The following is a 26,431-nucleotide window of genomic DNA, read 5'->3' on the forward strand; positions in this document are numbered from 1 at the left end:
GGCGGAGCCGGTTACCGGGCCAGCCGGGCGGCCAGTTCGGCGGTGCCGCCGGCGAACTCGGCCCAGTCGGGCGGGGTGGCGTCGAGGTACCGGCGGGCCCTCTCCAGGGTGCACGACCGCTGGCTCCAGCCGCAGAGCCGTCCGGCCCGGACCTGGAACCGCACCAGCAGGTCGTCGGCCCACCCGTACGCGTCGAGGTCGTCCGGTCGGGCCAGGGTGACCCGCTGGGTGCAGGTGATCCACTCCACGGCCTCGATCTCGGCCTGCAACCGGCCGGCCAGCTCGAACGCGAGCCGGCCGGCGGCGTCGTCCCGCCGTTGGCAGAGCCGGTCGTGGGCGTCCCGCACCGCGGCCGGTTCCCGGGACAGCACGGCGACCAGCGCGTCGACCAGCCGGGCCCGGTGGCTCGGGTCGATGCCCAGCTTGCCGGCGAGGTCGAGGTCGAGGCCGGTGATGCCGGTGCCGGCGTACGCCAGCGGCAGCACCCGGTGCAGCGCGGAGGCGGCCAGCCGTACCCGGGTGCCGCCGAGGTAGGGACCGAAGTGCCGGACCTGCGACGCCGGCCCGGGGTGGTGCACGACCCTGAGCCCGGGGGTCTCGGGTCCCGGGTCCAGCCGCAGGTGGACCGGAACCTCCTGTCCGCCCCGGGTGCGGTTGGCGGCCGGCAGGTGCGCTTCGAGCAGGTTGCGTTCCAGCCAGGCGGCCTCGTGCTCGGAGGCGCAGCTCACCGCCTCGATCCGGGCGATCCGACCGACCATCGTGCTCAGGTGGGCGCGGTCCCGGAGGTCGGACCAGTACGAGGCGACCCGACGCCGGAGGTTGACCGCCCGTCCGATGTAGAGCACCCGGTTACGGCCGTCGCGGAACCGGTAGACGCCGGGGGTGTCCGGCAGGCGGGAGATGGCGGCCCGGGGCGGGGCGCTGGCAGGCGGCTTCGTCGGCTCGACCTCCTCGGCACGGGCGGCCCGGGCCGGCGTGCTCACACCGACCCGCCCGCCGCCACCATACCGGGCACCCCACCGGCCGGATCGGTCCGGCGGCCGGGTGTGCAACTGGGCGGGCCACCCGGTTGAACGACGGATGCGCCCGACCCGCCGTCACCGTCGGCCGCCGCGCCCGGGCTGCGGCGCAGTTTCCGGGCGACCGCCGCGAGCGAGGCCAGGCTGATGAAGTCGGCCGGTTCGGCGCCCTCGAATCCGGCCTCCCGCAGCCCGACCATCATCGACGGGACCAGCAGGTACTCACCGCCGGCCTGGGCGTAACACCGGGCCGGGTCGCAGGCCGAGCCGGGATGCCGGCTCTCGAAGACCCGCACGAGCGCGCGGATCCGCTCGTCGTCCTCGACCGTCGGCCGGTACCCGTCGCGCGGGCACAGCTGCGCGGTGGCCTCCCGGGCGAGCCAGCCGGCCTCGCCCGCCGTCCCGTCCGGGGCGGTCCGGACCAGCCGGTAGGAGGTGGGCAGGTGGATCAGTGGGCTGCCGGCGGCGGCCAGCATCATGTGTTCGTGCAGCCCGGTCAGGTCGACGGCGGCGCCGGCCAGGTGCGCCCGGACGGGCGAGCCGGCCAGGCCGTCGACGAAGACCTCGGCCCGCTCGACGCCGGGGAACTCGGCTATCCGCCGCCGGATCAGGTCGGCGTCGAACCGTGACTCGCCGAGCCGGGCCAAGCCCTCGACCCCGCGCGGCGGCCCGAGGGTGACCAGCCGGAGGAGGTCGGCCACCGGCGTCTCCGGCTGGCCGCTGACGGTACGCAGCAGCTGCGCCAGCAGCCGCAGCGCGGTGGCCGCCTCCTCGGGCGAGAAGGCGGACGTGTCGGCGGTCAGTTCGATCCGCAGGCCCGTCCCCAGCGGGGTCAGGTGGAAGTTCGCCTCGTTGGCGCCGCCGTCGCGGGTCTCCACCCGTACCGTCTCCCGGTCGAGGTGCTGACCGGGTTCCGGGCGCCCGCCGAGCCCGTCGGCGTAGTCGACCACGACGGGGAGCGCGAAGCTGCTGCCGAACTCGGCATCCTCCCTGATCCCGTCCATCCGCCACGCGCCGAAGTCGCGCTGGCTGTTCCAGTACGCCTTCAACAGGGCCTTGTGCGTCTCCACCAGCAGCCGTCGCGCGGTCTGCGCCGGGTCCGCCCGGACCTCGCAGATGACCACGGTGGCTGCCCGGCCGACCATGTGCAGGGTCTCCGGCTGCCAGCGGTTCGCCACCTCGGAGTAGAGGTACACGTCGTCCCGGCGCAGCCAGCCGGCCAGCAGCAGCCCGATGACCGCGTGCACGACGGTCGGCACGGTGACCCGGCAGGCGCGGGCCAGCGCCTCGACCCGGGGCAGGATCTCCGGTACCAGCGCCTCCGCGACGACCCGGCGTCCCTCGTCGCCCGCCGGATACCCGTCCCGGCGGACCGGCATGACGTTGCGCGGTATCCGGCGGCGGAGGTCCCGCATCCACGCGATCCGACGCGTACTCTGCGCGACCTGCCCGGATTCCCACCGGGCCAGGTCGATGTTGTGGAAGTCGGCGTTGAACTCGGGTGCCGGCCCCCGCCGGCCGCGCGCCAGGTCACACTCGACGAACCGCTTCACGATGGCGAAGGAGAGCCAGTCGAGGTCCACCTGGTTCACCACCAGATAGGCCTTGCCGACCGCACCGTGCGTGTCCGGCACCGCAACCCGGACGGCCGGCCGGTCGAGGATGGAGAACTCGGTGCGGCGCGCCTCCTCGAAGCTCAGCACCGGTGCCTCGTACGACGCCAGCACGTGCTGCCGTGGCGGGTCGGTGTCCGGTCGGGAATATGTCGTGCGAAGGGATTCGAATTTCTGTACGCACCTGTTGAGCGCATCCTGGAGCGCGGACACGGTGGTGCCCTCGGGAATCTCCAGACTCCGGCTGAACTCCGGTGGCCGGTGACTCTTTTCCCGCCACGGATGGTTGTAGAACCAGAAGATGTGCTGCCCCCAGGTCAGGGGACCGGTGCGGACACCCGTCATCTCGTACCCTTCTCCTGTCGTGGCCGTCGGCCGGGTCGCGGACGGGGCCGGCGATCCGTACCGAGACGCCTCGCCGCGTGCCGGTCAGCCGGCACGCCGCAGTCGGTCCGGCGGGGCGGCAGCACCGACGTGCCGTCGCCGACCGGGCGCGGCCGGACGTCGTCGGCGCAGCTCACCAGCGCGTACGACATCGGCGGCGGTCATTTCTCCGAGGCTAGCGCAGCAGGGCCGTACGGTCCCGACCGCGCTGCCGTGGGCATTCGGCACAGCCGGGGTGCGGCGTACAAAGGTGCTCTTGCCCGCACACCGGGCGTCGGTAGCATGAGGCGGCGAGTACATCGGACAGGAGTACGGACCGGAGGTCTTCCTACCATCACGGCAGCGAATTCCTGACACGTTTTCGTGTACGTCGTTGCGTGCGTCACGGGGGTGGCCATTGCGGGGGCTAGGGGCCGTTCGGAGAATGCCGACTGGTGAATGTCGGGGAGTCGGGTCGCGGAGTCTGTCGCCACATTCCGCGCGGCGGCCCGGATGCCGTAATGACGGCGGGGAACCGTGATGGACACGCCGGAGACCCTGAGCGCCGCCCTGGAGATCTGCGCGAGCACCGCCGGTGACGAGGTCGCGCTGATCGGCCGGGACGGTTCCACCCTCAGCTACGCGGAGTGGGACCGTCAGGCGGATGTCCTGGCCGGCCTGATCAGTGCGCGTACCCCCGTCGGGGGCACCGTCGTCGCACGTCTCGGCGAGCGGTCCGACGCGCTCGGCGCGGTCGCCCTCTTCGCCGCGATCCGGTCCGGCCGCTTCCTGCTGCCGATGTCCGGGCGGTTCTCCGACGGCGACGTGGAGCGCGCCGTCGAGCGGCACCGGGTCGGCCTGGTGGTGGTCGACAGCGAGACCGCAGCGTCCGGGACGGGCCGAGCCGTCCCGGAGACCCTCCGCTTCGACGGCTCCCCGACCAGCGCCGAGATTCGGAGCAGTGCCGAGATTCGGCAGTCGGGCACCGGGCGGACTCCGCCCGGCGGGGCGATCACCTACACCCTCGGCACGACCGATCGGCCGGCGGCGGTCCGCTGGACCCACTCCGACCTGCTCAGCTGGCTCACCGGCTGGGCCGGTGCCCCGGCGCGGCGGCCGCACCTGCACGAGTTCCCGCCGGACACCGGGGACGCGTTGGGCCGCCTGGTCCGCACCCTGTTGCGCTATCCGGGGGTACGGAGTCGGCCCGGGGAGCCGGCGGCGCTCGTCGGGCTGCTGAACCGGTACCGGCCGGCCGACCTGCTGCTCGCGGCCACCAGCGCGCGGGCGCTGCTCGACGGCACCGTGCCGAGGCCGGACCGGGACGCCGTGGAGGCCGTCCTCTCCATCTACCTGACCTCCGACTTCTCCGACAGCGCGACGATCCGCTCGCTGCGGACCCGCTTCCCCCGGGCGGCCGTGACCAACGTCTACTCGGTGGCGGAGGCCGGGCGGGGGCAGGTCTGGCAGCGCTATCCGCCGCTGCGGGAGTCCGCCGACGACGCGGCGGAGCCCCGGTACCCGGCCGGCGGACTCGTACCCGTCGGAAGCCCCATCTTCGGCACCGAGGTCCGGATCACCGACGCCGCCGGAGCGCCGGCGGATGTCGGATCGGTGGGACGGATCTGGCTGCGTCCCGGGTTGCCCAGTTCGCTCGGCTACTGCGACGGCGACGGCCGGCCCGGCGTCTTCGTCGACGGCTGGGTCCGCACCGACGACCTCGGTCTGGTCGACGACTCCGGACGCCTCCTCCTCGCCGGCCGGGCCGACGACATGCTGACGCTGCCCGGCGGGCCGGTGACCGCTCGCCAGGTCGAAGCGGTACTGGCGGCCGAGCCCGAGGTCGACGACGCGGCGGCGATGGTGGTCGCGTCCGCCGACTCCGACGCCGGTCGGGAGCCGCTGCTGGTGGCCGCGGTGGTCCCGGCCGGGCCGGACCGGGCGAACGCCGTACCGGAGGTCGCCGGGACCGGGTCGGAGCCCGACGGCCTTCCCGCGACCCTGGCCGAGCTGCTGGCGGACCGGTTCGGCGCCGACGCCGGACGGATCCGGGTCGTCACCGTCACCGCGCTGCCGAGGAACGTCGCCGGCAAGACGGACCGGCGACGACTGCGCGCCCTCCTTCCGGAACCGACGGCGGGCACCGCGCACCCGGTGTCGCCCCCTCCGCCGGGGACCTTCCCGACGGAGGGCGTCGTCTCCCGGGCCGGGCTCTGCTGGGGCCAGCGCTGGAGCTGGCACCAGCAACAGCTGCCGCCCGGACGCAGAGCACCGACCCTGCTCTTCCGGCGGATGATCCGGATACCCGACGGGGTCGGACCGGAGCTGGCCCGCCGGGCCGTAACCCTCGCCGTCACCCGGCACTCGTCGTTGCGCAGCACCTTCTTCGTGCACGACGGGCAACCGTGCCAGCAGGTGTGGTCCGCCGACGGCGCGCGCTGGGAGTTCCGGGAGTTCGACGGCCGGACCGGGTGCGAGAGCTGGCTGGCCGGCGACATCGACATCGAGGCCGGCTGGCCGATCCGAGCCGCGCTCGCCGGATCCGCCCCGGGCGGGACCTGGCTGGGCGTGGCGGTGCACCACATCGCGACGGACCTCTACGGCTTCAACCTCCTCTGCACCGAACTCGGGACCGCCGTCCGGGCCTACCTGGCCGGCGGCGAGCCGACCCTGCCGCCGGTCGGCCGGCACGCCGTGGAGATCGCGGAGTACGAGGCGTCACCCCAGGGCGTCGCGACCAGCGCCAGGACGATCGCGTACTGGCAGCGGCACGCCGACGAGATGGCAAAGGTGATCTCGACCATGACCCGGGGTGGTGCCGAGCGGCCGGCCGACGCCCTGCACGTCGCGCGGACCACGGCCGACGTCGGCGGAGACCACCTGGACACGATCGCCCGGGGCCGAGGGCGCGGCGCGGTGCTGCTGGGCGCGGTGGCGATCTCGCTGGCCCGGTTCCTCGGCTGTGCCCGGGTCCCGATGATGCTGCTGGTGCCGAACCGGCACCTGCCCGGCGTCAAGCACTCGGTCTGCGCGCTCGCGCAGGCGGGACTCTGCGTCGTCGAGGTACGCCCGCACGACTCGCTGCACGCCGTGGTCGGCCGCGCCTGGTCCGCACTGGTCCGGGCGCAGGCGTACGGGTACTGCGACCACGACGAGCTCACCGAGCGGATGACCCCGGCCCAGGTCGGTGAGCACGGCTACGTCGTCACGCCGCCGGGGGTGAACGTCATGCAGGCGGCGGCGGTCGACGACCCGCGACTCGTACCGGCCACGGCGGACGCCTTCCCGACCGTCGCCGTGCACACCCTGGACCGGCCCTGCCTGGGCACGAACTTCCACCTGGCGGTCTCGGAGTCCACCCTGACCGTCGAGTTGCGCGCCGGAGTGCACCTGCTCTCGGCGGAGGACTGCCGGGACCTGGTCTCGGCGACCGTGCGGTCGATTCTCGATGCGTGAGCCACGTCGAGGGAGCGCCCGAGGATTGGAGGAGCCGTGATGGAGCTGGCCGAGACGTTCACCGGCCAACTGCTGCGCCATGTCCGGGACCGGCCACAGCACCCGGCGGTGGTCTTCACCGAGGATCCGCGCTCGCCGGACGCCGAGTCCCGGCTCAGCTACGGGCAACTCCACGCCGCCGCGACCAGGCTGGCGGCGCGGCTGCGCGCGGAGTACCGGCCCGGTTCCCGGATGCTGCTGCTCTATCCGTCGGGGCTGGAGTTCGTGGTGGCCTTCGTCGCCTGCCAGTACGCGGGGCTGGTCGCCGTACCGGCCCCGGAGCCGGACCGGCATCCCTATCGGCGGCAGCGGCTGCTCGGCATCATGCGGAACAGCACCAGCGCCGCCGTGTTGACGACCGACTCCCGGGCGTCCGAGGTGCACGGCTGGATGGAGGCGGTCGGGACGCGGCTGCCCGTCGTCACGACCGACGCCGAGACCGAGGACCGGGAACCGACGGGGCGCGACCTCGCCGACCCGTCCCCGGACGAGCCCCGCGCCGAGGCGCTCTCCTTCCTCCAGTACACCTCGGGTTCGACGGCGGCGCCGCGCGGCACGATGGTCAGCCAACGGAACCTGGCGCAGCACTCCCGGATGTTCCTGGCGATGCTCGGGATCACCGGACCGGTGTCGATCGGCGGCTGGTTGCCGATGTTCCACGACATGGGGCTCGTCGGCCACGTCGTCACCCCGCTCTTCTCCGGCGGCACCAGCGTGCTGATGTCCCCGACGTCGTTCCTGCGCCGGCCCGGCGCCTGGCTGACCCTGATCGACCGGTACCGGCTCTACATGTCGGCGGCGCCGAACTTCGGCTACGACATGTGCGTCGCCCGGGTCTCCGACGAGGAGATCCGGCAGCTCGACCTGTCGCGCTGGACGGTGGCGATCAACGGCTCGGAGCCGGTGCAGGCGCACACCGTCGAGCAGTTCACCCGGCGTTTCGCCGCCGCCGGGCTCCGCCCGGAGACCGTCTGCCCCGGTTACGGCCTCGCCGAGGCCACCCTCGCGGTGAGCCTGGAGTGGCACCGCAACCGGCCCACGGTGATCCCGGTGGAGGCGGAGCCGCTCACCCGGCACGTGCTGCGCCCGCTCGTCGACGCCCGGCCCGACGCCGGGGGGTACCTGCCCCGGCTCGTCGGCAGTGGCCAGGCGGCCGGGCCGGAGGTGCGGATCGTCGACCCGCAGACCCGGGAGGTGTTGCCGGAACGGACCGTCGGCGAGATCTGGGTGCGCGGCCCGAGCGTCGCGGAGGGGTACTGGGCGGCCCCCGAGGCCACTGCGGAGACGTTCGCGGCGGTGACGGCCGACGGGGAGTCCGGCTTCCTGCGCACCGGCGACCTCGGCGTACTGCACGGCGACGAGCTGTACGTGACCGGACGGATCAAGGAAGTGCTGGTGGTCTTCGGCCGCAACCTCTACCCGCAGGACATCGAGGCCGAGGCCCGGGCGTACCACGAGTCGCTGGTCGGGCTCGTCGGCGCCGCGTTCACGATCCCGGTGCCGCACGAGGAGGTGGTCCTGTTGCACGAGTACCGGCCCGGCAAGGTCGACGGCGACCGTGCCGACGAGGCCCCGCGCCGCCTCGCCGACGCCCTCCAACTGCACCTGTCCCGGGCCTTCGGCGCCGCCGTCAGCGTCGTGCTGGTACCGCCCCGGACGATCCCGCGCACCACGAGCGGAAAGGTCCAGCGCCACCGGGCCCGGCAACTGTTCCTGGACGGTGCGGTACGACCCGTCGCGGCGAACCTCACCACCCTGGCCCGGCGCTGCGAGGTCGGCACCAGGTATCCGGCGGAACCCGTGGCGGCGGCCCCGGCGGGCGGAGCGGTGGGATGAGCGCACCGGTGCCGACCCGCGCCGCCCCGCTGTACCCCGGGGTGGCCGGCATCGTGGCGGAACTCGGCGCCTTCGCCGACGACGCCGGCCGGTTCTCCCGGGCCACCGCCACCGCGCTGGACGAGCGGGAGGCCTTCCCGGTCGACGCCTGTCGGTGGCTCGACGGCCTGGCGGTGCCGGCGCACTACGTACCGGCCCGGTACGGCGGCGCCTGGCGCGACCATGACGAACTCGTGCACCTGGTCCGGGCGATGAGCCGGCGCGACCTGACGGTGGCGGTGGCGCACGCGAAGACGTTCCTCGGCGCGGCCAGCGTCTGGGTCGGCGGCGATCCGGAGCAGTGCCGGCGACTCGCCGGCCGGGTGCTCGCCGGGGCGCCGGTCGCCTGGGGGCTGACCGAGCCGGGCCACGGCAGCGACCTGATGGCCACCGAGATGACCGCCGAGGCCACCCCGGAGGGCTTCCGGTTGACCGGCCGGAAGCGCCCGGTCAACAACGCGACCCGGGGCGAGCTGGTCTGCGTCCTCGCCCGCACGGGTGCGCAGCGCGACCCGCGCGGGCTGAGCGTGCTGCTGGTCGACAAGCGGCGGCTGCCGGACGGGAGCTTCCGCTGCCTGCCGAAGGTCCCCACCCACGGCATCCGGGGCGCGGACATCAGCGGCATCGAGCTGGTCGCGGCACCCGTCGGGCCGGACGCCCTGATCGGGCGGCCCGGCACCGGACTGGAGACGGTACTGCGTGCGCTGCAACTGACCCGGGTGGTCTGCACCGGCCTGTCGCTCGGCGCGGCCGACCACGCACTGCGGCTCACCTGGGACTTCCTGACCCGGCGCCGGCTCTACGAGCACCTGCTGATCGACATGCCGCACGTGCGGCGCACCCTGGGCCAGCTCTGTGCCCGGGCCTTCCTGGCCGAGTCGGCGAGCATCCTGGCGGCCCGGTTGACGCACACCGCGACCGGGGAGATGCCGGTGGTGTCGTCGCTGGTCAAGGCATTCGTCCCGACCGTGGTGGACGAACTCGTCGCCGGCTGCGCCGAGTTGCTCGGGGCCCGGGCCTTCATGACCAACATCTACGCGCACGGCGCCTTCGCGAAGCTGGAGCGGGACCACCGGATCGTCGGCATCTTCGACGGGAACACCGCCGTCAACCGCAGCGCGGTGGCGAACCACTTCCCGGTACTGGTCCAGGCGTGGCGAGCGGGCACCGTCGAGTCCGAGTCGCTGCGAACGGCGGCGACGTTGCGCCCCGGGCTGGGCGAGATCGGCGAGCTGCTGCTCACCTCGCGTACCGGATGTTCGGTGGTGCAGTCGCTGCCGGCCGCCGTCGCCGAACTCGACGAGCCGCTGCGGCCGCTCGGTACCGCCCTGGTCCGGCTCGCCGACCGGTTGCACGAGGAGATGGCCGGGCAGCGGCAGCGGGTGTACGGCCACTCGGCGGAGGCGTTCGAGCTGGTCGAGCGGTACGAGTGGTGCTTCGCCGCCGCGGCGGCGATCCAGGTCTGGCTGGCCAATCGGACGAGCCGGGCGGACCGGCGGGACGACGACGCCGGGGACTGGTGGCACGAGGCGCGGTGGCTGCGCGCCGCCCTGACGTTCGCGCTGTCCCGGCTCGGGCACCGCCCGCCGGCACCGGCCGGTGCGGTCTTCGACGAGCTGGCCGGGGCGATCCGGCACGCCGGCCTGCCGACCCTGCTCACCGTCACCGACGTGGAAGGCGAGCTGGCATGACGGGGAACGGGAGGTCCCGGGTCGAGGCGCTGGAGGAGCGCTTCGGCGACCCGTGGGCGCCGGAGTCGGCGCTTCCGCACGCCACCGTGCTGCGGGCCGACGAGCGGGCGGAGACCTGCGTCGAGGGCGAGCGGATCCTCGACGAGTACGGGTTCAACGCCGAGTTCGTCCCGACGGCCCACGGCGGCCGGCTGGCCCGGCTGGACGAGCTGATCGAGCTGACCCGGGTCGTCTGCCGCCGCGACCCCGGCCTCGCCCTCGGGTACGGGCTGAGTTCGTTCATCGCCGGTGCGAACGTCTGGGCGGCGGGCCGGCCCGACCAGTGCCGGCGGGTGGCGGAGCTGCTGCTCGGCAACCACCGGGTCGCCTCGGTCTATCACGAACTCGAACACGGCAACGACTTCTCCCGGATCGAGCTGACCGCGCTCCCCGACGGCAACGGCCGGCTGCTGGTCAACGGCCGCAAGGAGATCGTGACGAACGTCGCCCGGGCCAGCGCGCTGGTGCTGCTCGCCCGGACGGCGACCGAGCCCGGCAGCCGGAGCCTGTCGCAGGTACTGGTGGACCGGGCGGTGGTGCCGCCGGACACCATGAAGGACCTGGGCCGGTACCCCAGCGTCGGGATGCGCGGGGTGCAGCTCGGCGGCATGGAGTTCCGCGACTGCCCGGTCGACGAGACGGCGGTACTCGGCCCCGCCGGGCACGGCGTCGAGGTGGCGCTCCGCTCGTTCCAGATCACCCGGGCCTGCCTGCCGGCGATGCTCATCGGCGCCCTCGACACCGCGATCCGGACGGCGCTGCGGTTCGCCACCGGCCGCACGCTCTACGGCCGGACCGTGGACGCCCTGCCCACCGTGCGCGCCACGCTGGTGGACGTCTTCACCGACCTGCTCGTCGCCGACGCGATGGGGCTGGTGACCGCCCGGGCGATCCACCTCGTACCCGAGGAGACGAGCGTGGCGGCGTCGGCGTCCAAGTTCTTCGTCGGCGGGCGGGCGATCGACGCGATGAACCGGCTCTCCCTGCTGCTCGGGGCCCACTTCTACGTCCGGGACGGTGAGTACGGGATCTTCCAGAAGCTGCTCCGCGACGTACCGCCGGCCGGGTTCGGCCACGCCGCCCGGGTCGCCTGCCTGATGACGATGCTGCCGCAGCTGCCGATCCTGGCCCGCCGGGCCTGGGTCCGGGAGCCACCGGCGGTACCCGAGCAGCTGTACCGGCGCGCTGCCCCGCTGCCGCCGCTCTCCTTCGACCGGCTGACCGTTCGGACCGGGGGCCGGGACACCCTCGCCGGGGCACTCGCCCGGGTCCGGGAGGCGGTGGCCGACTCCGGTGACCCGGCACTGCGCCGGCTCACCGAGGCGTTCGGCGCGGAACTGGCCGACGTGGCGGCGCAGTGCGGCCAGCTCCGCCCGGCTGACCTCGGCCCCGGCGCCCGTCCCGAGGCGTTGGCGCTGGCGGCGCGCTACGCCACCGTGCTCGCGGCGGCCGCGTGTCTCAACGTCTGGGCGCACGAGCGGGACGACGCGTTTCTCGGCGATCCCGGCTGGCTGGTGGTGGCCCTGCACCGGCTGGCCCGCGACGCCGGGCTGCCGGTCGCGGCCGATCCGGCGCCGGTCGCGGCCCGCCGCCCGCTGCTCTACGCCGAACTGGCCGCCCGGTTCGCCGACGGACGTTCGTTCGACCTGGCCAACCGGCCGTTGCGGGCATGACCACAGCAGAGAACCGAGGGAGCGCAGTGACCAGCTTTGCCACCGGTGACGAGACCGAGACCCTCCGCGCCTGGCTGATCGAGCGGGTCGCCAGCTATCTGGAGTGCGGACCCGCCCAGGTCGACCCGGCCCGGTCGCTCGCGGACTACGGCCTGCACTCGGTACTGGCCCTCTCGCTCTGCGCGGACCTCGAGGACCACCTGCACGTCCGGCTGGAACCGACGCTGGTCTGGGACCACCCCAGCGTCGACGCGCTGGTCGCACACCTGTCGACCGTGGTCGGCCGGGGCGAGGGTCCGCCGTGACCGCGCTGGCGGCGGTGTCGGCGTTCACGCCGTCGACGCGGGCACCGATCGGCGACCTGGCGCGGTGGCTGGGCATCGACGACCGGCAGCTCCGGGTGTTCCGGCGGTTCTACGGGCTCGGCGAGGTCTGCCTGCACCCGACCGGCACGCTGGCCGACCTGATGCTCGCGGCGGCCGGAAAGCTCGACGCCCTGCGCGGCGCCGAGGACCGGGTGCGGTACGTGGTGCAGGCCCGCACGATCGAGGCGGTGGAGCCGTACCCGGTCTCCGCCCTGCGGGAGGTCTGCGACGCACTGCGGCTCGGCCACGCGACGGCGTTCACGGTGACCCAGCACGGTTGCGCCTCCGGGCTGCTCGCGGTCGACCTGGCCGGTCGGCTGCTCGCCGAGGACGGCGACCCCGACGGGCTGGCGCTGGTCTTCGCCGGGGAGAAGGCATTCACCCCGGGCGTACAGCTCATCCCGGAGACGTCGGTGATGGGGGAGGGCTCGGCCGCGGTGCTCGTCCGGCACGGCGGGCCCAGCGACCGGATGCTGTCGTACGCCACCCGCACCTACGGGCAGTTCCACAGTGGGCTGTACCTGACCGGAGAGCTGGCCGACGAGTTCCGGCTCCGGTACTTCGAGTACCTGGCCGAGGTCATCCTGGCCGCGCTGCACGAGGCCGGGCTGGGGTTGCCCGACCTCGACCTGGTACTGCCGCACAACGTCAACCGCTACTCCTGGGCGCGGGTCTGCCGACACCTCGGGTTCCCGGAGGAGCGGGTGCTGCTGGCGAACGTGCCGAGTCTCGGGCACTGCTACTCCGCCGATCCGTTCATCAACTACACCACCGCCGTCGAGACGGGACGCCTCCGGCCCGGGGACCGCTACCTGATGGCCTCCGTCGGTCTCGGCGCCACATTTTCCGCAATGGTCTTCGAACACTGAAACGGTGGTGCGGGCTCACGTGATTGACGTGCATCGGTCGAGCGACGACCTCCCGAGGTCGGGTGAAGACTTCCTGGGCCGGCTGAAGGCGTCCCTGGTCGGGGAGCGCCGGACGCCGTTCGTCGTGGTGGGGAACTTCGAGGTCGAGCAGTACTGGGCCGAGGGCGAGTACGGCCTGCCGAGGGCCGGGTTCAGCACGGCCGGCGCGGTGGTGAACCGGATGGACGAGTTCGCGCTGCTGCTGGCCGGCCCGGACGACCACGTCGTACTCAAGGAGGCGCCCGACCCCGACTTCCTCGGCTATCTCTCCGCGCTCGGCGTGCCGCTGCCCGGTCTGCTCTGTCCGGAGCGGCAGGATCCCGAGCGGGTCGTCACCGCGGACGTGCTCGACGACGAGCCGGTGCTGGCCCGGCTGCGGGCGCTGGCCGCGACCGGCGCGCAGCTGTTGCCGCACGGCGTCTCGGTGCTGGAGGAGCGGCTCGCCCGGGCCGGCGACCTGCCCGTCGCGGGCGGCCCGGCGACGCTCTGCAAGCGGGTGAACAGCAAGATCTACAGCCGTCGGCTCGCCGACGAACTCGGCCTGCCCCAGCCGGCCGGCTGGACCAGCGAGACGCTCGCCGAGTGGGCGGCGGCGGCCGGACGGGCCCGGCAGATCCTGGCGGCCGGCGGAACCGTCGCCGTCAAGGACGCCTTCGGGGTCTCCGGCCGGGGCATCCTGGTGCTCCGGGACGGGGCCCGGCTCGACCAGCTCGACCGCATGCTGCGACGGCGGGCGGAACGCAGCGGCGACGACCGGTTGGCGCTGGTCGTCGAGGAGTGGGTCGGCAAGCGTACCGACCTGAACTACCAGGTGACCGTCGGGCGTACCGGCACCGTCCACTTCGACTTCGTCAAGGAGGCGATCACCGAGGGGGGCGTGCACCAGGGGCACCGCTTCCCGGCCCGGCTCAGCCCGGCGGAGCAGGGCCAGCTGCGGGACGCGGGCGAGCTGATCGGGCGGCGGCTGGCGGGGGAGGGCTACCGGGGGGTGGTCGGGATCGACGCGATGGTCGGCGACGACGGCCGGATCCTCCCGGTGATCGAGATCAACGCCCGGCACAACATGTCGACGTACCAGGCCCGGGTGCAGGAGCTGTTGCTGGCACCGGGGCAGCGGGCCATGGCCCGGCACTACCCGGTGCGGCTGCGTACCCGGGTGCCGTTCAAGACGTTCCACGACCGGCTCGACGACCTGCTGCTTCCCGGTGCCGGCGGTACCGGCGTGCTGGTGACCACCTTCGCGACGGTGAACGCCGCCGCCGGGCGGCCCGGGGCGGAGACCTTCGACGGCCGGCTCTACACGCTGCTGGTGGCCGACTCGGCGGACCGGCTCGGCGCCCTCGACGCCGAGGTCGGCCGGCGGCTGCGCACCCTGACGGAGGTGACCGGATGAGTACCGAGTTCGAGATCCAGGGGTTCACCGTCAGCGAGCTGGCGGAGCGGTTCGGCACGCCGGTCTACCTGTACGACGGCGCCGAACTCCGCCGACGGTTCACCGAACTCCGCGCCGCCCTGCACCCCGCCCTGGAGATCTTCTACTCGCTCAAGGCGAACCCGAACGTCTCGGTCTGCGCGCTACTCCGCTCGCTCGGCGCCAGGGCGGAGGTGTCGTCGCTGGCCGAGCTGGCCACGGCGGACCGGGCCGGCGTCGCCGCGCCGGACGTGATCTTCCTCGGGCCGGGCAAGACCGCCGAGGAGGTGGACGCCTGCGTACGCGGTGGCGTCGGGGCGATCGTCTGCGAGTCGTACGGCGAGCTGGAGCTGATCGACCGGCGGGCCCGGGCGCACGGTGTCGTCGCGCCGGTGATGCTGCGGGTGAACCCCCGCTTCTCGGTGAAGGGCTCCGGACTCACCATGGGCGGCCGGCCGCGTCAGTTCGGCATCGACGAGAGCCAACTCTGCGACGGTGACCCCGGCCGGCTGCGCAGGCCCGGGATCCGGGTGATCGGAATCCAGGTGTACGTCGGTACCCGGATCCTCAACGAGCAGGTGGTGGTCGAGAACACCCGTCGGATCTTCGAGCTGGCCGAGCGGGTCAGCCGGCACTGCGGCTTCCCGTTGGAGGTCGTCGACGTCGGCGGTGGGCTCGGGGTCGCCTACTTCGACGGCGAGAACGACCTCGACCTGGCCGTGCTCGCCGGGCTGCTCAACCCGGTGGTCGGGGACTTCGTCCGGCGACACCCCCGGACCAGGGTGCTGCTGGAGGTCGGCAGATATCTCACCGCACCGGCCGGCGTCTACCTGACCAGGGTCAACTACGTGAAGTCGTCGATGGGCGAGAACTTCGCGATCGTGGACGGCGGGACCAACCACCACATGGCGGCGGTGGGGATCGGTTCCTTCGTCAAGCGCAACTATCCGCTGGCCCTGCTCAACCGGGTCAAGGAGCCGGCCTCGGAGTCCTGGCACGTCACCGGGCCGCTCTGCACGCCGAACGACACCCTCGGCAAGGCGGTGCGGCTGCCGCCGGTACGGGTGGGCGACCTCGTCGGGGTCCTCCGGTCCGGCGCGTACGGGCCGTCCGCGTCACCGGTGCTCTTCCTCAGCCACGGCCATCCGGCCGAGGTACTGGTGGACGCCGGCCGGGCCCATCTCGTCCGCCGCCGGGACACCGTGGACGACCTGCTGAACCCGCAAGTTCTGTACACCGAACCGGCCAGCGCCGGGTCCGACCAGGGAGTACCAGGATGACGCACAGTATCTCGACCTCGTACGTCGAGCCGGGTGAGGAGCTTCTCGACCTGGTGCGCCGGGCCATCGCCCAGGTGCTCGACCGGGACCCGGCGGAGATCGGGCCGGACTCCCGGCTCTTCGACGACCTCGGCCTGGACTCGACGAGTGCCCTCGAACTGCTGATGGAGATCGAGGCCGACTCGGGTGTGGAGTTCGACATGGACACCCTCGAACAACACCACTTCACCAGCGTACGGGCCCTGGCCGGCTACGTGCGGTGCCAGCTGGACGGCTAGCGTGCTGGTGACCGCCGCGCCACCGCTGGCCCGGGCCGTCCGGGCCGACCCCACCGTCCGGCTGCCGCTGCGGCTCGTCTCGGCCCGGCACCGCGCCTTCGGGCCGGACGGCGATACCGACGGCGGTGCCGACACCGGTGCCGACACCGGTGTGCAGCCCGCGGTCGAGCGGTATCTGCGCGATCTCGTGGCGAGTCGGGACGGTACCTTCCGACCCGAGGCGCTGCGGGCCGGCGCCGGCACCTCGTTCAGCACGATGGCCCACGACCTCGTCGGCGGCATCGGCCCGGAGTGGCCCTCGGTCGACCTGATCGTGCTCTGCCATGCCGTGCCCGAACTCAATCCCGGGACGTCCCCGGCCTGCTCGCTGGTTGACGCCGCCCCCGGCACGCCGGTCGCCTTCACCCTCTGCGACCAGGGGCGGGTCGCGCCGTTCAGCGCGCTGCGGGTCGCCGGGGCGTACCTCGACAGCGTGCCGCTGCGTCGCGCCCTGGTGCTGGTGCTGGACCAGAGCACCGTGCCGTGGGAGGTCGACGATCGCGCGGACCTGCCGAGCCGGGACCTCGGGGTGGCGCTGGTCCTGGACCGGGTGCCCGCCCGGCCCGACGGCGGGCTACTGCTCCAGCAGCATGCCGGGGTCGACCCGGGGCAGGTCGGCGAGGTCCTGCGGGCCCGACTTCCGGCCCTGACCACGCAGCCGGGGCCGGTACGCGTGGTGGCCGGTGCGGGGGTGCCGCCGGGGCAGTTGACCGGGCTCGACGTGCCGGTGGTGGCGGGACCGGCGGGCCTGCTCTGCACGTCGGGCTGGGCGTACCTCTCCGAGGCCACCCGGTCGACCGCGACCCCGGGCGGCGGCGACCCGCCCGGTACCGGGGCGCCGGGCCGGCTCGTCCTCGTCGAGTACGAGTCCCGGCTGCGCCACCTGTCGCTCGCCGCGGTGGACCTCCCCGCGACCACCGGACCCGGCGGGCGGGACCGCTGATGGGCCCGCTCGGCTGCGACGGGGATCAGGTCGACCTGTGGGCGCTCGACCTGACGGCGGGTGCCGACGACGTCCGGCGGCTGACCGGGCTGCTCGACGCCGCCGAGCGGGAGCGGGCCGCCCGCCTGGCCGGGGCACTCCGGCGGCGTTTCGTCGTCGCGCACGGACTGACCCGGAGCGTGCTCGGCGGCTACCTCGACCGCGCCCCGCACCTGGTCGTACTGCGGCGCGGCCGGCACGGCAAGCCCCGGCTGGACGGGCTGGAACACAACGTCTCGCACCACGGTGACGTGGCGCTGCTGGCGGTGACGGCGTACCGCCCGGTGGGGGTGGACGTCGCCGACGGCCCCCGCCCCCGGTCGCCGGAGGCGTTCGCGCGGCGGTTCTTCGCCCCGGACGAGGTCGACGCGCTGCTGGTACCGGACCCGGCCGACCGGCGACGGAGATTCCTGCGGATGTGGACCCGCAAGGAGGCCTGTGTCAAGGCGGACGGCGCACGGCTGCGGCACGGGCTCCGGCTGCGGGTCGACCGCACGGGTACGGCGGCACCGACCAGCGGCACCGTCGTACCGGGTGGACCGGCCGGCCTGCCCGGGCCCTGGTGGGTCACCGACCTGCACCCGCCACTGCCGGGTACGGCGGCGGTGGCGGTACGCGGCGACGAACCGTGCCGGGTGGCCTGGCGGGAGACCGTGCGGGTGCCGAGGTCGTCGGATTGGGGGAGCCTTGGGCAGAGTGGTTGACTCCGCGACATTCGCGCTGCGGCTGTACCGACGGCGGGCGGAGATCGCCTACCACGGCTTCGCCCGGCGCGACCCGATGGCCCTGCTGGAGACCCGCCCCGGGCGGGTCGAGCCCTACCGCCTCTACGACCGGATGCGGGCGGTGGGGCCGATCGTCCCGACCTGTCTGGGCAACTGGGCGGCGACCGGTCACCGGGTCTGCAACCAGGTGCTGCGGGACCGCCGGTTCGGGGTGCAGGGGCTCGGTGCCACGGTCGGCACCAGCCCGACCGACCTGTCGTTCGTGGACCGGGACCCGCCGGAGCACACCCGGCTGCGCCGGCTCGCGGCACCGGACTTCAGCCAGCGGCGGGTGGCCGGGTACCGTCCCCGGATCGAGGAGACCGCCGCCCGGCTCGTCGAGCGGGCCGCCGGCCGTGGCAGCTTCGATCTCGTCACCGCGATCGCCGCACCCCTGCCGATCACCGTGATCGCCGACCTCCTCGGCGTCACGGGGGTCGACGAGGCCGCCTTCGCCCGCTACGGACTCGCGATCGGCGGCGCCCTGGACGGCGTCCGCTCGGTACGCCAGCTCCGGGGTCTGGTGGCGGCGAGGGCCGAGGTCGACGCCATCTTCACCGGCCTCGTGGCGCGGCGTCGCCGCGAGCCGGGCGACGACCTGGTCAGCAGGCTCGTCGCGGCCGAGGAGGAGATCAGCTCCGCCGAGCTGCTCGCGATGTGCACCCTGCTGCTCATCGCCGGCTTCGAGACGACCGTGAACCTGATCGGCAACGCCGTGCACGCGCTGCTCGACCATCCGGAGCAGTGGGCGCTGCTCCGCGCGGACCCGTCGCTGGCCGCCGCCGTCGTCGAGGAGACACTGCGCTACGACGCCCCGGTGCAGCGCGCGGCGCGGGTCGCCCACGAGGAGATCGAGGTCGCCGGTGCCGTGGTACGCCCGAACGACTGGGTCATCACCCTGCTCGGTGCCGCCAACCGCGACCCGGAGGTGTACCCGCACCCGGACCGGTTCGACATCACCCGTGGGCAGGTCACCGACCACCTGGCCTTCTCCAGCGGCATCCACTACTGCCTGGGGGCCTCGCTCGCCCGGCTGGAGGGCGAGGTGGCGCTGGCGACCATCGCCGAGCGGCTGGACCTCGTCCCCGCCGGCCGGGTCAGCCGGCGCCGGAGCGCGACGATCCGCGGCTTCCTCCGGCTGCCCGTCGCCGTGCGTGGACGCCGCGCCCGGTCGGCGTCGAGCCCGGGGAGCGCCGGGGCGGCCGCCCGGCCGGAGCGGGCGGCGACCGGCGGAGCAGCGGAGGGGAGCACCGGTGGCCCGACTCGTTGACCGGGTGGCGTTGGTGACGGGCGCGGCCGGCGGGATCGGCCGGGCCACCGCGCTGCGGCTGGCCGACGAGGGCGCCGCGGTGCTGGTCACCGACGTCCACGACGAGCCGGGGGAGGCCGTCGCCGCCGCGATCCGCGACAGCGGCGGCAGGGCGGCCTTCCGGCACCACGACGTCACCGCCGAGTCCTCCTGGCAGGCCGCCGTCGGCCGGGCCGTCGACCTCTTCGGCGGGCTCGACATCCTGGTGAACAACGCCGGTGTGCTGGACCTCGCCGGGATCGAGGAGACCACCCTGCACGAGTACGAGCGGACGATCGCGGTGAACCAGACCGGGGTCTTCCTGGGGCTGAAGGCCGCCGCACCGGCGTTGAAGGTCTCCGGCCACGGTGTGGTGGTCAACGTGAGTTCCATCTTCGGCGCCTCGGGCGGCTTCGGTACCTCGCCGGCCTACCACGCCAGCAAGGGCGCGGTCCAGGTGCTGACGAAGAACCTGGCGCTGCGCTGGGCGGAGCACGGGGTGCGGGTCAACTCCGTACACCCCGGGTTCATCGACACGCCGCTGCTGGACTTCGTCCGGGGTACCGACGCCGAGGCCGGGATGGTCGCGCTCACCCCGCTGGGCCGGCTGGGCCGACCCGCCGAGGTGGCCGCCTGCGTCGCCTTCCTGGCCAGCGACGACGCCTCGTTCATGACCGGTTCCGAACTCTACGTCGACGGCGGCTACCAGGCCCGCTGAGCCGGTACGGCCCGGCGACCCGCCGCACCCCTCCCGCAGCCCACCGACCGAGGATGCCCATGGCGACGAACCCACCCGACACCGCGAGCGAGCCCGGCGAGCACGTCGACGCCGTCGTCGTCGGGGCCGGCCTCGCCGGGTTGTACATGCTGTACCGGCTGCGTCAGCTCGGCCTCGCCGTCCGCGCCATCGAGGCCGGCGACGACGTCGGCGGCACCTGGTACTGGAACCGGTACCCCGGGGCGCGCTGCGACGTGGAGAGCATGCACTACTCGTACTCCTTCTCGCCGGAACTCGAACAGGAGTGGAACTGGTCGGAGCGCTATCCGGCCCAGCCGGAGCTGCTGCGCTACATCCGGCACGTGGCCGACCGGTTCGACCTGCGCCGACACGTGCGGTTCGGCACCAGGGTCGTCGCCGTGCACCACGACGAGCGGACCCGTGTCTGGCGGGTGCGCACCGACCAGGGGCGGCCGGTCACGGCGCGGTTCTGCGTGCTGGCCACCGGCTGCCTGTCGGTCGCCAAGACACCGGAGATCCCCGGCATCGACTCGTTCGCCGGACCGGTCTACCACACGGCGCGGTGGCCGCACGATGGGGTGGACTTCACCGGGCTGCGGGTCGGGCTCGTCGGCACCGGCTCCTCCGGGGTGCAGTCGATCCCGGTCATCGCCCGGCAGGCCGCCGAACTCACCGTCTTCCAGCGGACCCCGGCGTACAGCATGCCGGCCTGGAACCGGCCGCTGACCGACGCCGAACGCGACCGGCTCAAGGCCGGGTACCGGGTGTTCCGCCAGCAGCAGCGCGAGTCGGGCTTCGGCGTGCCGAGCCCGCACCCACCGGCGACCCGGTCGGCGCTCCAGGTCGGGGCCGAGGAACGGAACCGGACGTACCAGCAGCGCTGGGAGTTCGGCAGCGTCACCGCCCTGATGAGCGCCTTCACCGACCTGGCGGTCGACGAGCACGCCAACGACACCGCCGCCGAGTTCGTCCGGTCGAAGATCCGCCAGATCGTCCGGGATCCGGTGGTCGCCGAGGACCTCTGCCCCCGCTACCCGTTCGGGACGAAGCGGCCCTGCCTCGACACCGACTACTACGCCACCTACAACCGCGACAACGTACGCCTGGTCAACCTGCGCCGGACCCCGCTGGTGGCGGTCACCGCGCGGGGTGTCCGGACGTCCAGCCAGGAGTACGGGTGCGACGCCATCGTCCTCGCCACCGGCTTCGACGCGATGACCGGCGCGCTGACCGCCATCGACATCCGGGGCCGGTCCGGGCGGTCGCTCAGGGAGAAGTGGGCCGCCGGACCCCGCGCCTATCTCGGGCTCGCCACCTGGGGGTTCCCCAACCTGTTCATGATCACCGGACCGGGCAGCCCGTCGGCCCTCAGCAACATGATCGTCTCCATCGAGCAGCACGTGGAGTGGATCGCCGACTGCATCCGGTGGCTGCGCGAGCGCGGCCTGAGCACGATCGAGGCCACCCGCTCGGCCGAGGACGACTGGGTCGCGCACGTCGCCGCCGTCGCCAGCGGCACCCTCTACCCGAGGACCGACTCCTGGTATCTCGGCGCGAACGTGCCCGGCAAGGCGCGGGTCTTCATGCCGTACGCCGGCGGGGTGGGCGCGTACCGCAGGATCTGCGACGGCGTCGCCGCCGACGGGTACCGGGGCTTCACGCTGACCCCCTGAGCGGTCTGCCCCGGCGGGGTCAGACCGTGCCGACGAACTGGCTCACGTGGTAGGCGGTGCTCCGGCCGTCCGGTCCCCGGGTCCACTTGGAGACCATGAGGTGCAGGTCGTTCGGGTTCCGGCTGGACCAGGGGTGGATGAAACCGCCGTACAGCGCCGGCTCCTGCCACGGGTGCACCTGGATCTTCTCGGCGGTCCAGACCCGGTCGGGGCCGGTGGCGGTACGGGTGACGATGCAGCCGGTGAGGCAGTTGAGGTAGGCCATCACCCAGGTACCGTCGGCCAGCCGCCGAACCGAGGGCTCCCCGAAGCGGCCGGTCAGGATCGGCGAGCAGGGGCGGCCCCAGCCCCAGTCGGTGCCGTTCCAGCCCCAGCCCTCGTACGACTCGGGCTGGAACATCCGGTCCCAGCGGACCCGGCGCAGCATCATCGGGCCGTCCTGGCGGCCGGACCGGACCGAGAAGACGTACACCCAGTCACCGTCGCGCTGCATCGTCCACATCTGGAACGGGTCGGTGTTGCTGCCGTTGTTCCACCACTTCAGCGGCGTACGGACGAAGTCGTTGCCGTTGTCGGAGTAGGCGAGGCCGGCGTAGCGGGTCCGCCAGTGTGGAGCGTTCCAGTTCTCGATGCTCATGTAGGAGATCAGTTGCCGGCCGGTCTCCGGAAAGCTGATCCCGTCGTTGGGGATGACGGTGACCTCCCAGAGGCCGTCGATGCCGATCCCGTTGTGACCGTTGCGCATCAGTTCCGGGGCCCGGCCGTTGCCGGCGACCCGGGCCGCGCTGTCGAAGACGACGCCGCCGGCCGCCCCCGGATGGACGTTGGAGCGCAGCATGACGGGGGAGCGCCAGTCGTTGGGCAGCGGCGGGCCCTCCGGCCACGGGGTGTCGAAGGTGTCGCCGAAGAGATAGCCGATGGAGCCGTTCTCCAGCACGTACGGGATGCCCAGGTCGGTGCCGGCCACCCGCCACCGGCTGTTGGTGTCCAGGTCGGCACCGGTCAGGCGCTTCTTCCAGGTGGCGGCGTGGGCGGTGCCGGGCAGCGCGAGGGTCGGCACGATCGACGAGGCGGCACCCACGGCGGCCAGCCTGCCGAGGAACGAGCGACGGTTGAGTGTCATCTCTGTCCTTCCGGTGCCGGGCCGCGACCGGAGCGATCGCCGGGGCGGGGTGGCGCGACGGCAGCTCTGAAGGAATCCTTCATCGATGTCGTTGATCAAGTCAAGCAATTGCATATCCGGGCGGCGCACACCGGTACCGAATGAAGATCGACCCGCGTCGGCCCGGGGCCGCACCTGGCCCGGCGGTCACGGCGGCGTCGACGGCCGACCGGCCGGACGCCGGACCGGTCGCTGGAGCGCTCCGGTCGGCCGTTTTGGGATGCTTCGCGTGCCCCCGGTGGGATTCGAACCCACACTGTCGATCTTTTGAGAATCGCGCCTCTGCCGTTGGGCTACAGGGGCCTGGCGTCGATAAGACTACCCACTACGCTGAGGGCGGCGACACCCGGCTGGGCAGGTGTCGGAAACGTGTAGTTGGGGGTAGGGGCTCGTGGCCGACATTCAGGCTGGTACCGAGCGTAGGCGGGTGTTGATCGCCGAGGACGAGGCGCTCATCCGGCTGGACCTGGCCGAGATGCTGGTCGAGGAGGGCTACGACGTGGTGGGGGAGGCGGGCGACGGCGAGACCGCGGTGCGCCTCGCCGAGGAGTTGAAGCCCGACCTCGTCATCCTCGACATCAAGATGCCCATCATGGACGGGCTGGCCGCGGCGGAACGGATCGCCGGTGGCCGGATCGCCCCGGTGGTCATCCTGACCGCGTTCAGCCAGCGGGACCTGGTGGAGCGGGCGCGGGCGGCCGGCGCGATGGCGTACCTGGTCAAGCCGTTCCAGAAGAGCGACCTGGTGCCGGCGATCGAGATCGCCCTGTCGCGCTACTCGGAGATCGCCGCCCTGGAGGCCGAGGTGGCCGGCCTGACCGACCGCCTGGAGATCCGCAAGACGGTGGAGCGGGCCAAGGGCGCGCTGATGACCACCTACGGGATGACCGAGCCGCAGGCGTTCAAGTGGATCCAGCGCACCGCGATGGACCACCGGATGACGATGCGTGAGGTGGCCGAGCGGATCCTCGCCGAGGGCACCGGCACCGAGCCGGCCGAGGCGGGCTGACGCCGACACCGGGCGGCGACCACGGATGGCATCCGGCGCGCACCGGCACCTAGGATTCGCCACATGTGGATCCGGCACCCGCGCGCCCGTCGTCGGCCCGGTCGGCTCCGCCGTCCGGGTGCCGCCGTCCTGCTCTGCCTGGCGCTGGTCGCGGCCGGCTGCGACGCCCCCCGGGAGGAACCGGACCCCGTCCTGACGGCCCGGTGGCAGCCGGTGACCCTGCCCGTTCCATCCGGTATGTCGGGACGGTTGATGATCCGCGACATCGCCACCTGTGCCGGTCGGTGGTACGTGGTCGGCGCGATCGCCAACCCGGAGGAGGGTGTCCGGGACGCCGACACCCGGCCCGTCGCCTGGACCAGCCCGGACGGGCGCTCCTGGACCTCGCTCCGGCTGACCCCACGGTCGTACTACGGCGAGCGCAGCGTCCTCTACTCGGTAGCCTGTGCCGACGGCGGTGCGGCGGTGATCGGGGCGAAGCGCGGCGGCGCGCACGCCAACCCCCGGGTCAGCACCTGGCGGCAGGTGGCGGACGGGTCACTGGTCGAGGTGCCGGCGCCGTTCGAGCTGTACGGCGGACCGCAGGCGATGGACGTGGCCCGGATCGGCGCGGGTCCGGACGGCTGGCTGATCGCCGGCAACCGGATGAGCGGGGCCGCCGTCTGGCTGTCGCCGGACGCCGCCCGGTTCGAGATCCTGGAGGCCGCGCCCGGCCTGGCCCACGACGGCGTCGGCGAGACGTGGGCCTTCGAGGGGATCGCCACCGCACCCGGCTGGCTGCTGGTCGGTGGCATCGTCCGGGCCGGCCGGACGGATCGGGACCCGCTCGCCTGGACCTCGCCGGACGGGCGGCGGTGGCAACGGCTCGACCTGCCGGCCACCGACGAGTACGAGGAACTCCAGCGGGTCGTCCTGCTCGGCGGCACGCCGGTGGCGGTCGGGTTGCGGGGCGGCGCCTTCGGCGCGTGGCGCGGCGCCGCCGCCTCGGCGGGTGGGCCGTCCGCCGGACCGGGGTCCTCCGGCTGGAGCGCCGTCGGGCGGTTCGGGGCGGCCGGTCAGGGCGGGGTGCCCCGGGTACGCGCGCTCACCACGGCCGGAGACCGGCTGCTGGCCGCAACCTCCAACGGAAGTGAACACGAGCTGTGGGCGTCCGATGACGCAGGGTCAACCTGGCAGACGGTCACCGCTCCGGTTCGGATGCCCGCCGGGGTCTATCAGGACGTCGTCGTGCGCGCCGACGAAGCGCGGGTACTGCTCGCCGTCGACGACGGGGAGCGCGGCGGATTGTGGATCACAGACGCGCTGTCCAGCGGCCGATAGGAGCCTATGGATGAGTCAAATGTTACGGACGAGGGGCCTGTTGCACTCGTGTTCGTAACGGTTTGGCAAGCCCGCCCATTAGCTCTTCCGGGACGGATTACGCCTCCGCTACGCTGCGCCATCACGAGCCGTAGCGCAGGTGTGCGGTTCAGGTTCGGGACGGCAACGCGGAGGTTCTGCCGTCACCGATGCCGCGCCCTGCATCTGGAGGAGGTCATAAGCCGTGAGGCGAAAGAATGTACGGGCCGTCGGCACCGCCGCACTGGCGGTGGTGGCGATGCTCGCCGCAGCCGGTTGCCAGGATTCCGGCGGCGGCACCGCGGAGGGCGACAAGGAGTGTGGTGGCAAGATCGCCATCTTCGGCGCGTTCACCGGTCCGAACGCCGGTCTGGTGACCCCGTCGCTGAACGGCGCGAAGCTGGCCGTCAAGGAGCACAACGCCGCCAACCCGAACTGCCAGGTCACCCTGCAGGAGTTCGACACCCAGGGCAACGCCGACCAGGCCACCCCGGTCGCGAGCCAGGTCGCTCAGGACACCAGCTTCACCTCGGTGATCGGCGGCCACTTCTCGGCTGAGACCAAGGCGACGATGGGCACCTACCAGGCCGCCGGCCTGGTCATGGTGAGCCCGTCGGCGACGGCCGCCGAGCTGACCACCCTCGGCAACAAGAACTTCTTCCGGGTCGTCGGCAACGACAAGACCCAGGGCGGCGCCGCGGTCACCTACATCAAGGACGTACTCAAGGCGCAGAAGGTCTTCGCGATCGACGACAGCCAGACCTACGGCGCGGGCATCATCGCCGAGGTGAAGAGCGGCCTCGGTCCGATCGTGGTGGCGGAGGACAAGGTCCAGGCCGAACAGCAGAACTTCGACGCGACCATCTCGAAGATCAAGTCTGCCGCGCCGGACGTCATCGCCTACGCCGGCTACACCAACGAGGCCGCCCCGCTGCTCAAGCAGGCCCGGGCCGCCGGTGTGACCGCCAAGTTCCTCGGCTTCGACGGCCTCTACGACCCCGGCTTCCCGAACGGTGCCGGCGAGGGTGCCGCCGAGGGCGCGATCGTGACCTGCCCCTGCCTGCCCGCCGACAAGGCCGGCGGCACCTTCGCCGCCGACTTCCAGAAGGAGTACGGAATCGCGCCGGGCTCCTACGGCGCCGAGGGCTACGACGGGGCGAAGATCCTGCTGGAGGGCTACGCCGCCGGCAAGACCAGCCGCGAGGAACTGGTCGAGTGGGTCCGCAGCTACGACAAGCAGGGTGTCTCGAAGTACCTGAAGTTCGACGCGAACGGCGACGTCGACCGCTCTCGCGTGGTCATCTGGGCGTACGAGGTCAAGGCCAAGCAGTTCGTGGCCCAGCAGGAGATCAAGCTCAGCTGAGCCAGACAACCGACGTGCGGCCGGGGGGATCCCCCGGCCGCACGCGGTGTAAAAGGGAGACTTC

Annotated in this window: 20 protein-coding genes and 1 tRNA gene; 17 read left to right on the top strand and 4 right to left on the bottom strand. The window is 73.1% G+C overall.

The features are described 5' to 3' along the window. Positions 1-11 precede the first annotated feature (11 nt). Together C6361_RS24090 and C6361_RS24095 are read right to left on the bottom strand one after the other, a co-directional pair. The gene (locus C6361_RS24090; protein WP_159079457.1) at positions 12-983 is read right to left on the bottom strand and encodes a GIY-YIG nuclease family protein; all 972 of its coding nucleotides are present in this window, start codon (positions 981-983) and stop codon (positions 12-14) included. Then, on the bottom strand, positions 980-2,977 hold the full coding sequence (locus tag C6361_RS24095; RefSeq protein WP_107269100.1) for a condensation domain-containing protein: 1,998 nt from the start codon (positions 2,975-2,977) through the stop codon (positions 980-982). Before C6361_RS24095 ends, C6361_RS24090 begins: the two co-directional genes overlap by 4 nt. A gap of 558 nt (positions 2,978-3,535) precedes the next feature. Between C6361_RS24095 and C6361_RS24100 the strand changes: the two genes are divergently transcribed. Genes C6361_RS24100 through C6361_RS24165 form a run of 14 tightly spaced genes read left to right on the top strand, consistent with a single transcriptional unit; the run spans position 3,536 to position 21,495 of the window. Beyond that, positions 3,536-6,451 (top strand): AMP-binding protein, encoded by a 2,916-nt coding sequence (locus C6361_RS24100; protein WP_107269101.1) that lies wholly within the window; start codon positions 3,536-3,538, stop codon positions 6,449-6,451. Positions 6,452-6,490: 39 nt separating this feature from the next. Continuing rightward, positions 6,491-8,326, top strand: coding sequence for a fatty acyl-AMP ligase (locus tag C6361_RS24105; protein WP_107269102.1), 1,836 nt, complete (start codon positions 6,491-6,493; stop codon positions 8,324-8,326). Continuing rightward, positions 8,323-10,056 (top strand): acyl-CoA dehydrogenase family protein, encoded by a 1,734-nt coding sequence (locus C6361_RS39045; RefSeq protein WP_107269103.1) that lies wholly within the window; start codon positions 8,323-8,325, stop codon positions 10,054-10,056. Before C6361_RS24105 ends, C6361_RS39045 begins: the two co-directional genes overlap by 4 nt. Beyond that, positions 10,053-11,768 (top strand): acyl-CoA dehydrogenase, encoded by a 1,716-nt coding sequence (locus C6361_RS24115; protein ID WP_107269104.1) that lies wholly within the window; start codon positions 10,053-10,055, stop codon positions 11,766-11,768. Before C6361_RS39045 ends, C6361_RS24115 begins: the two co-directional genes overlap by 4 nt. A gap of 26 nt (positions 11,769-11,794) precedes the next feature. After that, on the top strand, positions 11,795-12,073 hold the full coding sequence (locus C6361_RS24120; RefSeq protein ID WP_199853066.1) for an acyl carrier protein: 279 nt from the start codon (positions 11,795-11,797) through the stop codon (positions 12,071-12,073). Then, positions 12,070-13,002, top strand: coding sequence for a ketoacyl-ACP synthase III family protein (locus C6361_RS24125; protein WP_107263432.1), 933 nt, complete (start codon positions 12,070-12,072; stop codon positions 13,000-13,002). Before C6361_RS24120 ends, C6361_RS24125 begins: the two co-directional genes overlap by 4 nt. 19 nt (positions 13,003-13,021) lie before the next feature. Continuing rightward, complete coding sequence (locus C6361_RS24130; RefSeq protein WP_234358971.1) at positions 13,022-14,434, top strand: ATP-grasp domain-containing protein; 1,413 nt, start codon at positions 13,022-13,024, stop codon at positions 14,432-14,434. Further along, a complete protein-coding gene (gene lysA, locus C6361_RS24135; RefSeq protein WP_107269106.1) occupies positions 14,431-15,732 on the top strand; it encodes a diaminopimelate decarboxylase in 1,302 nt (433 codons plus the stop codon). Before C6361_RS24130 ends, lysA begins: the two co-directional genes overlap by 4 nt. Continuing rightward, positions 15,729-16,010, top strand: a complete 282-nt coding sequence (locus C6361_RS24140) for an acyl carrier protein (protein WP_107263435.1) — start codon at positions 15,729-15,731, stop codon at positions 16,008-16,010. Before lysA ends, C6361_RS24140 begins: the two co-directional genes overlap by 4 nt. A gap of 7 nt (positions 16,011-16,017) precedes the next feature. Continuing rightward, positions 16,018-16,992 carry a hypothetical protein gene (locus tag C6361_RS24145; RefSeq protein ID WP_159079458.1) on the top strand — a complete coding sequence of 325 codons (975 nt, stop codon included), beginning with the start codon at positions 16,018-16,020 and terminating at the stop codon, positions 16,990-16,992. After that, positions 16,992-17,735: a 4'-phosphopantetheinyl transferase superfamily protein gene (locus C6361_RS24150; protein ID WP_107269108.1), complete on the top strand. Its 744-nt coding sequence runs from the start codon at positions 16,992-16,994 to the stop codon at positions 17,733-17,735. Before C6361_RS24145 ends, C6361_RS24150 begins: the two co-directional genes overlap by 1 nt. Further along, complete coding sequence (locus tag C6361_RS24155) at positions 17,728-19,065, top strand: cytochrome P450 (protein ID WP_234358972.1); 1,338 nt, start codon at positions 17,728-17,730, stop codon at positions 19,063-19,065. The genes C6361_RS24150 and C6361_RS24155 overlap by 8 nt, the downstream gene beginning before the upstream one ends. Next, positions 19,049-19,801 carry an SDR family NAD(P)-dependent oxidoreductase gene (locus tag C6361_RS24160; RefSeq protein WP_107269109.1) on the top strand — a complete coding sequence of 251 codons (753 nt, stop codon included), beginning with the start codon at positions 19,049-19,051 and terminating at the stop codon, positions 19,799-19,801. The genes C6361_RS24155 and C6361_RS24160 overlap by 17 nt, the downstream gene beginning before the upstream one ends. Positions 19,802-19,860: 59 nt before the next feature. Beyond that, complete coding sequence (locus tag C6361_RS24165) at positions 19,861-21,495, top strand: NAD(P)/FAD-dependent oxidoreductase (protein WP_199853067.1); 1,635 nt, start codon at positions 19,861-19,863, stop codon at positions 21,493-21,495. Positions 21,496-21,514: 19 nt separating this feature from the next. Here C6361_RS24165 and C6361_RS24170 read toward each other — a convergent pair whose 3' ends face one another. Continuing rightward, positions 21,515-22,618, bottom strand: a complete 1,104-nt coding sequence (locus tag C6361_RS24170) for a DUF4185 domain-containing protein (protein WP_107269111.1) — start codon at positions 22,616-22,618, stop codon at positions 21,515-21,517. 269 nt (positions 22,619-22,887) lie between these two features. Then, positions 22,888-22,960 (bottom strand) — tRNA-Leu (locus tag C6361_RS24175). 88 nt (positions 22,961-23,048) lie between these two features. Here C6361_RS24175 and C6361_RS24180 point away from each other — a divergent pair. The 3 genes from C6361_RS24180 to C6361_RS24190 all read left to right on the top strand — a co-directional run bounded on the left by C6361_RS24180 (position 23,049) and on the right by C6361_RS24190 (position 26,367). Then, on the top strand, positions 23,049-23,666 hold the full coding sequence (locus C6361_RS24180) for an ANTAR domain-containing response regulator (RefSeq protein ID WP_107263441.1): 618 nt from the start codon (positions 23,049-23,051) through the stop codon (positions 23,664-23,666). Between the two features lie 63 nt (positions 23,667-23,729). Then, complete coding sequence (locus C6361_RS24185) at positions 23,730-24,986, top strand: hypothetical protein (protein ID WP_159079459.1); 1,257 nt, start codon at positions 23,730-23,732, stop codon at positions 24,984-24,986. Between the two features lie 223 nt (positions 24,987-25,209). Continuing rightward, on the top strand, positions 25,210-26,367 hold the full coding sequence (locus C6361_RS24190) for a branched-chain amino acid ABC transporter substrate-binding protein (protein WP_107269113.1): 1,158 nt from the start codon (positions 25,210-25,212) through the stop codon (positions 26,365-26,367). Positions 26,368-26,431 lie beyond the last annotated feature (64 nt).

This window comes from Plantactinospora sp. BC1, assembly GCF_003030345.1.
Lineage (GTDB): Bacteria > Actinomycetota > Actinomycetes > Mycobacteriales > Micromonosporaceae > Plantactinospora.

Coding starts and splice junctions, on each gene's coding strand:
- C6361_RS24150 (WP_107269108.1), top strand. CDS start 16,992: ATGGGCCCGCTCGGCTGCGACGGGGATCAGGTCGACCTGTGGGCGCTC.
- C6361_RS24095 (WP_107269100.1), bottom strand. CDS start 2,977: ATGACGGGTGTCCGCACCGGTCCCCTGACCTGGGGGCAGCACATCTTC.
- C6361_RS24100 (WP_107269101.1), top strand. CDS start 3,536: ATGGACACGCCGGAGACCCTGAGCGCCGCCCTGGAGATCTGCGCGAGC.
- C6361_RS24170 (WP_107269111.1), bottom strand. CDS start 22,618: ATGACACTCAACCGTCGCTCGTTCCTCGGCAGGCTGGCCGCCGTGGGT.
- C6361_RS24105 (WP_107269102.1), top strand. CDS start 6,491: ATGGAGCTGGCCGAGACGTTCACCGGCCAACTGCTGCGCCATGTCCGG.
- C6361_RS24165 (WP_199853067.1), top strand. CDS start 19,861: ATGGCGACGAACCCACCCGACACCGCGAGCGAGCCCGGCGAGCACGTC.
- C6361_RS24185 (WP_159079459.1), top strand. CDS start 23,730: ATGTGGATCCGGCACCCGCGCGCCCGTCGTCGGCCCGGTCGGCTCCGC.
- C6361_RS24115 (WP_107269104.1), top strand. CDS start 10,053: ATGACGGGGAACGGGAGGTCCCGGGTCGAGGCGCTGGAGGAGCGCTTC.
- C6361_RS39045 (WP_107269103.1), top strand. CDS start 8,323: ATGAGCGCACCGGTGCCGACCCGCGCCGCCCCGCTGTACCCCGGGGTG.
- C6361_RS24140 (WP_107263435.1), top strand. CDS start 15,729: ATGACGCACAGTATCTCGACCTCGTACGTCGAGCCGGGTGAGGAGCTT.
- lysA (WP_107269106.1), top strand. CDS start 14,431: ATGAGTACCGAGTTCGAGATCCAGGGGTTCACCGTCAGCGAGCTGGCG.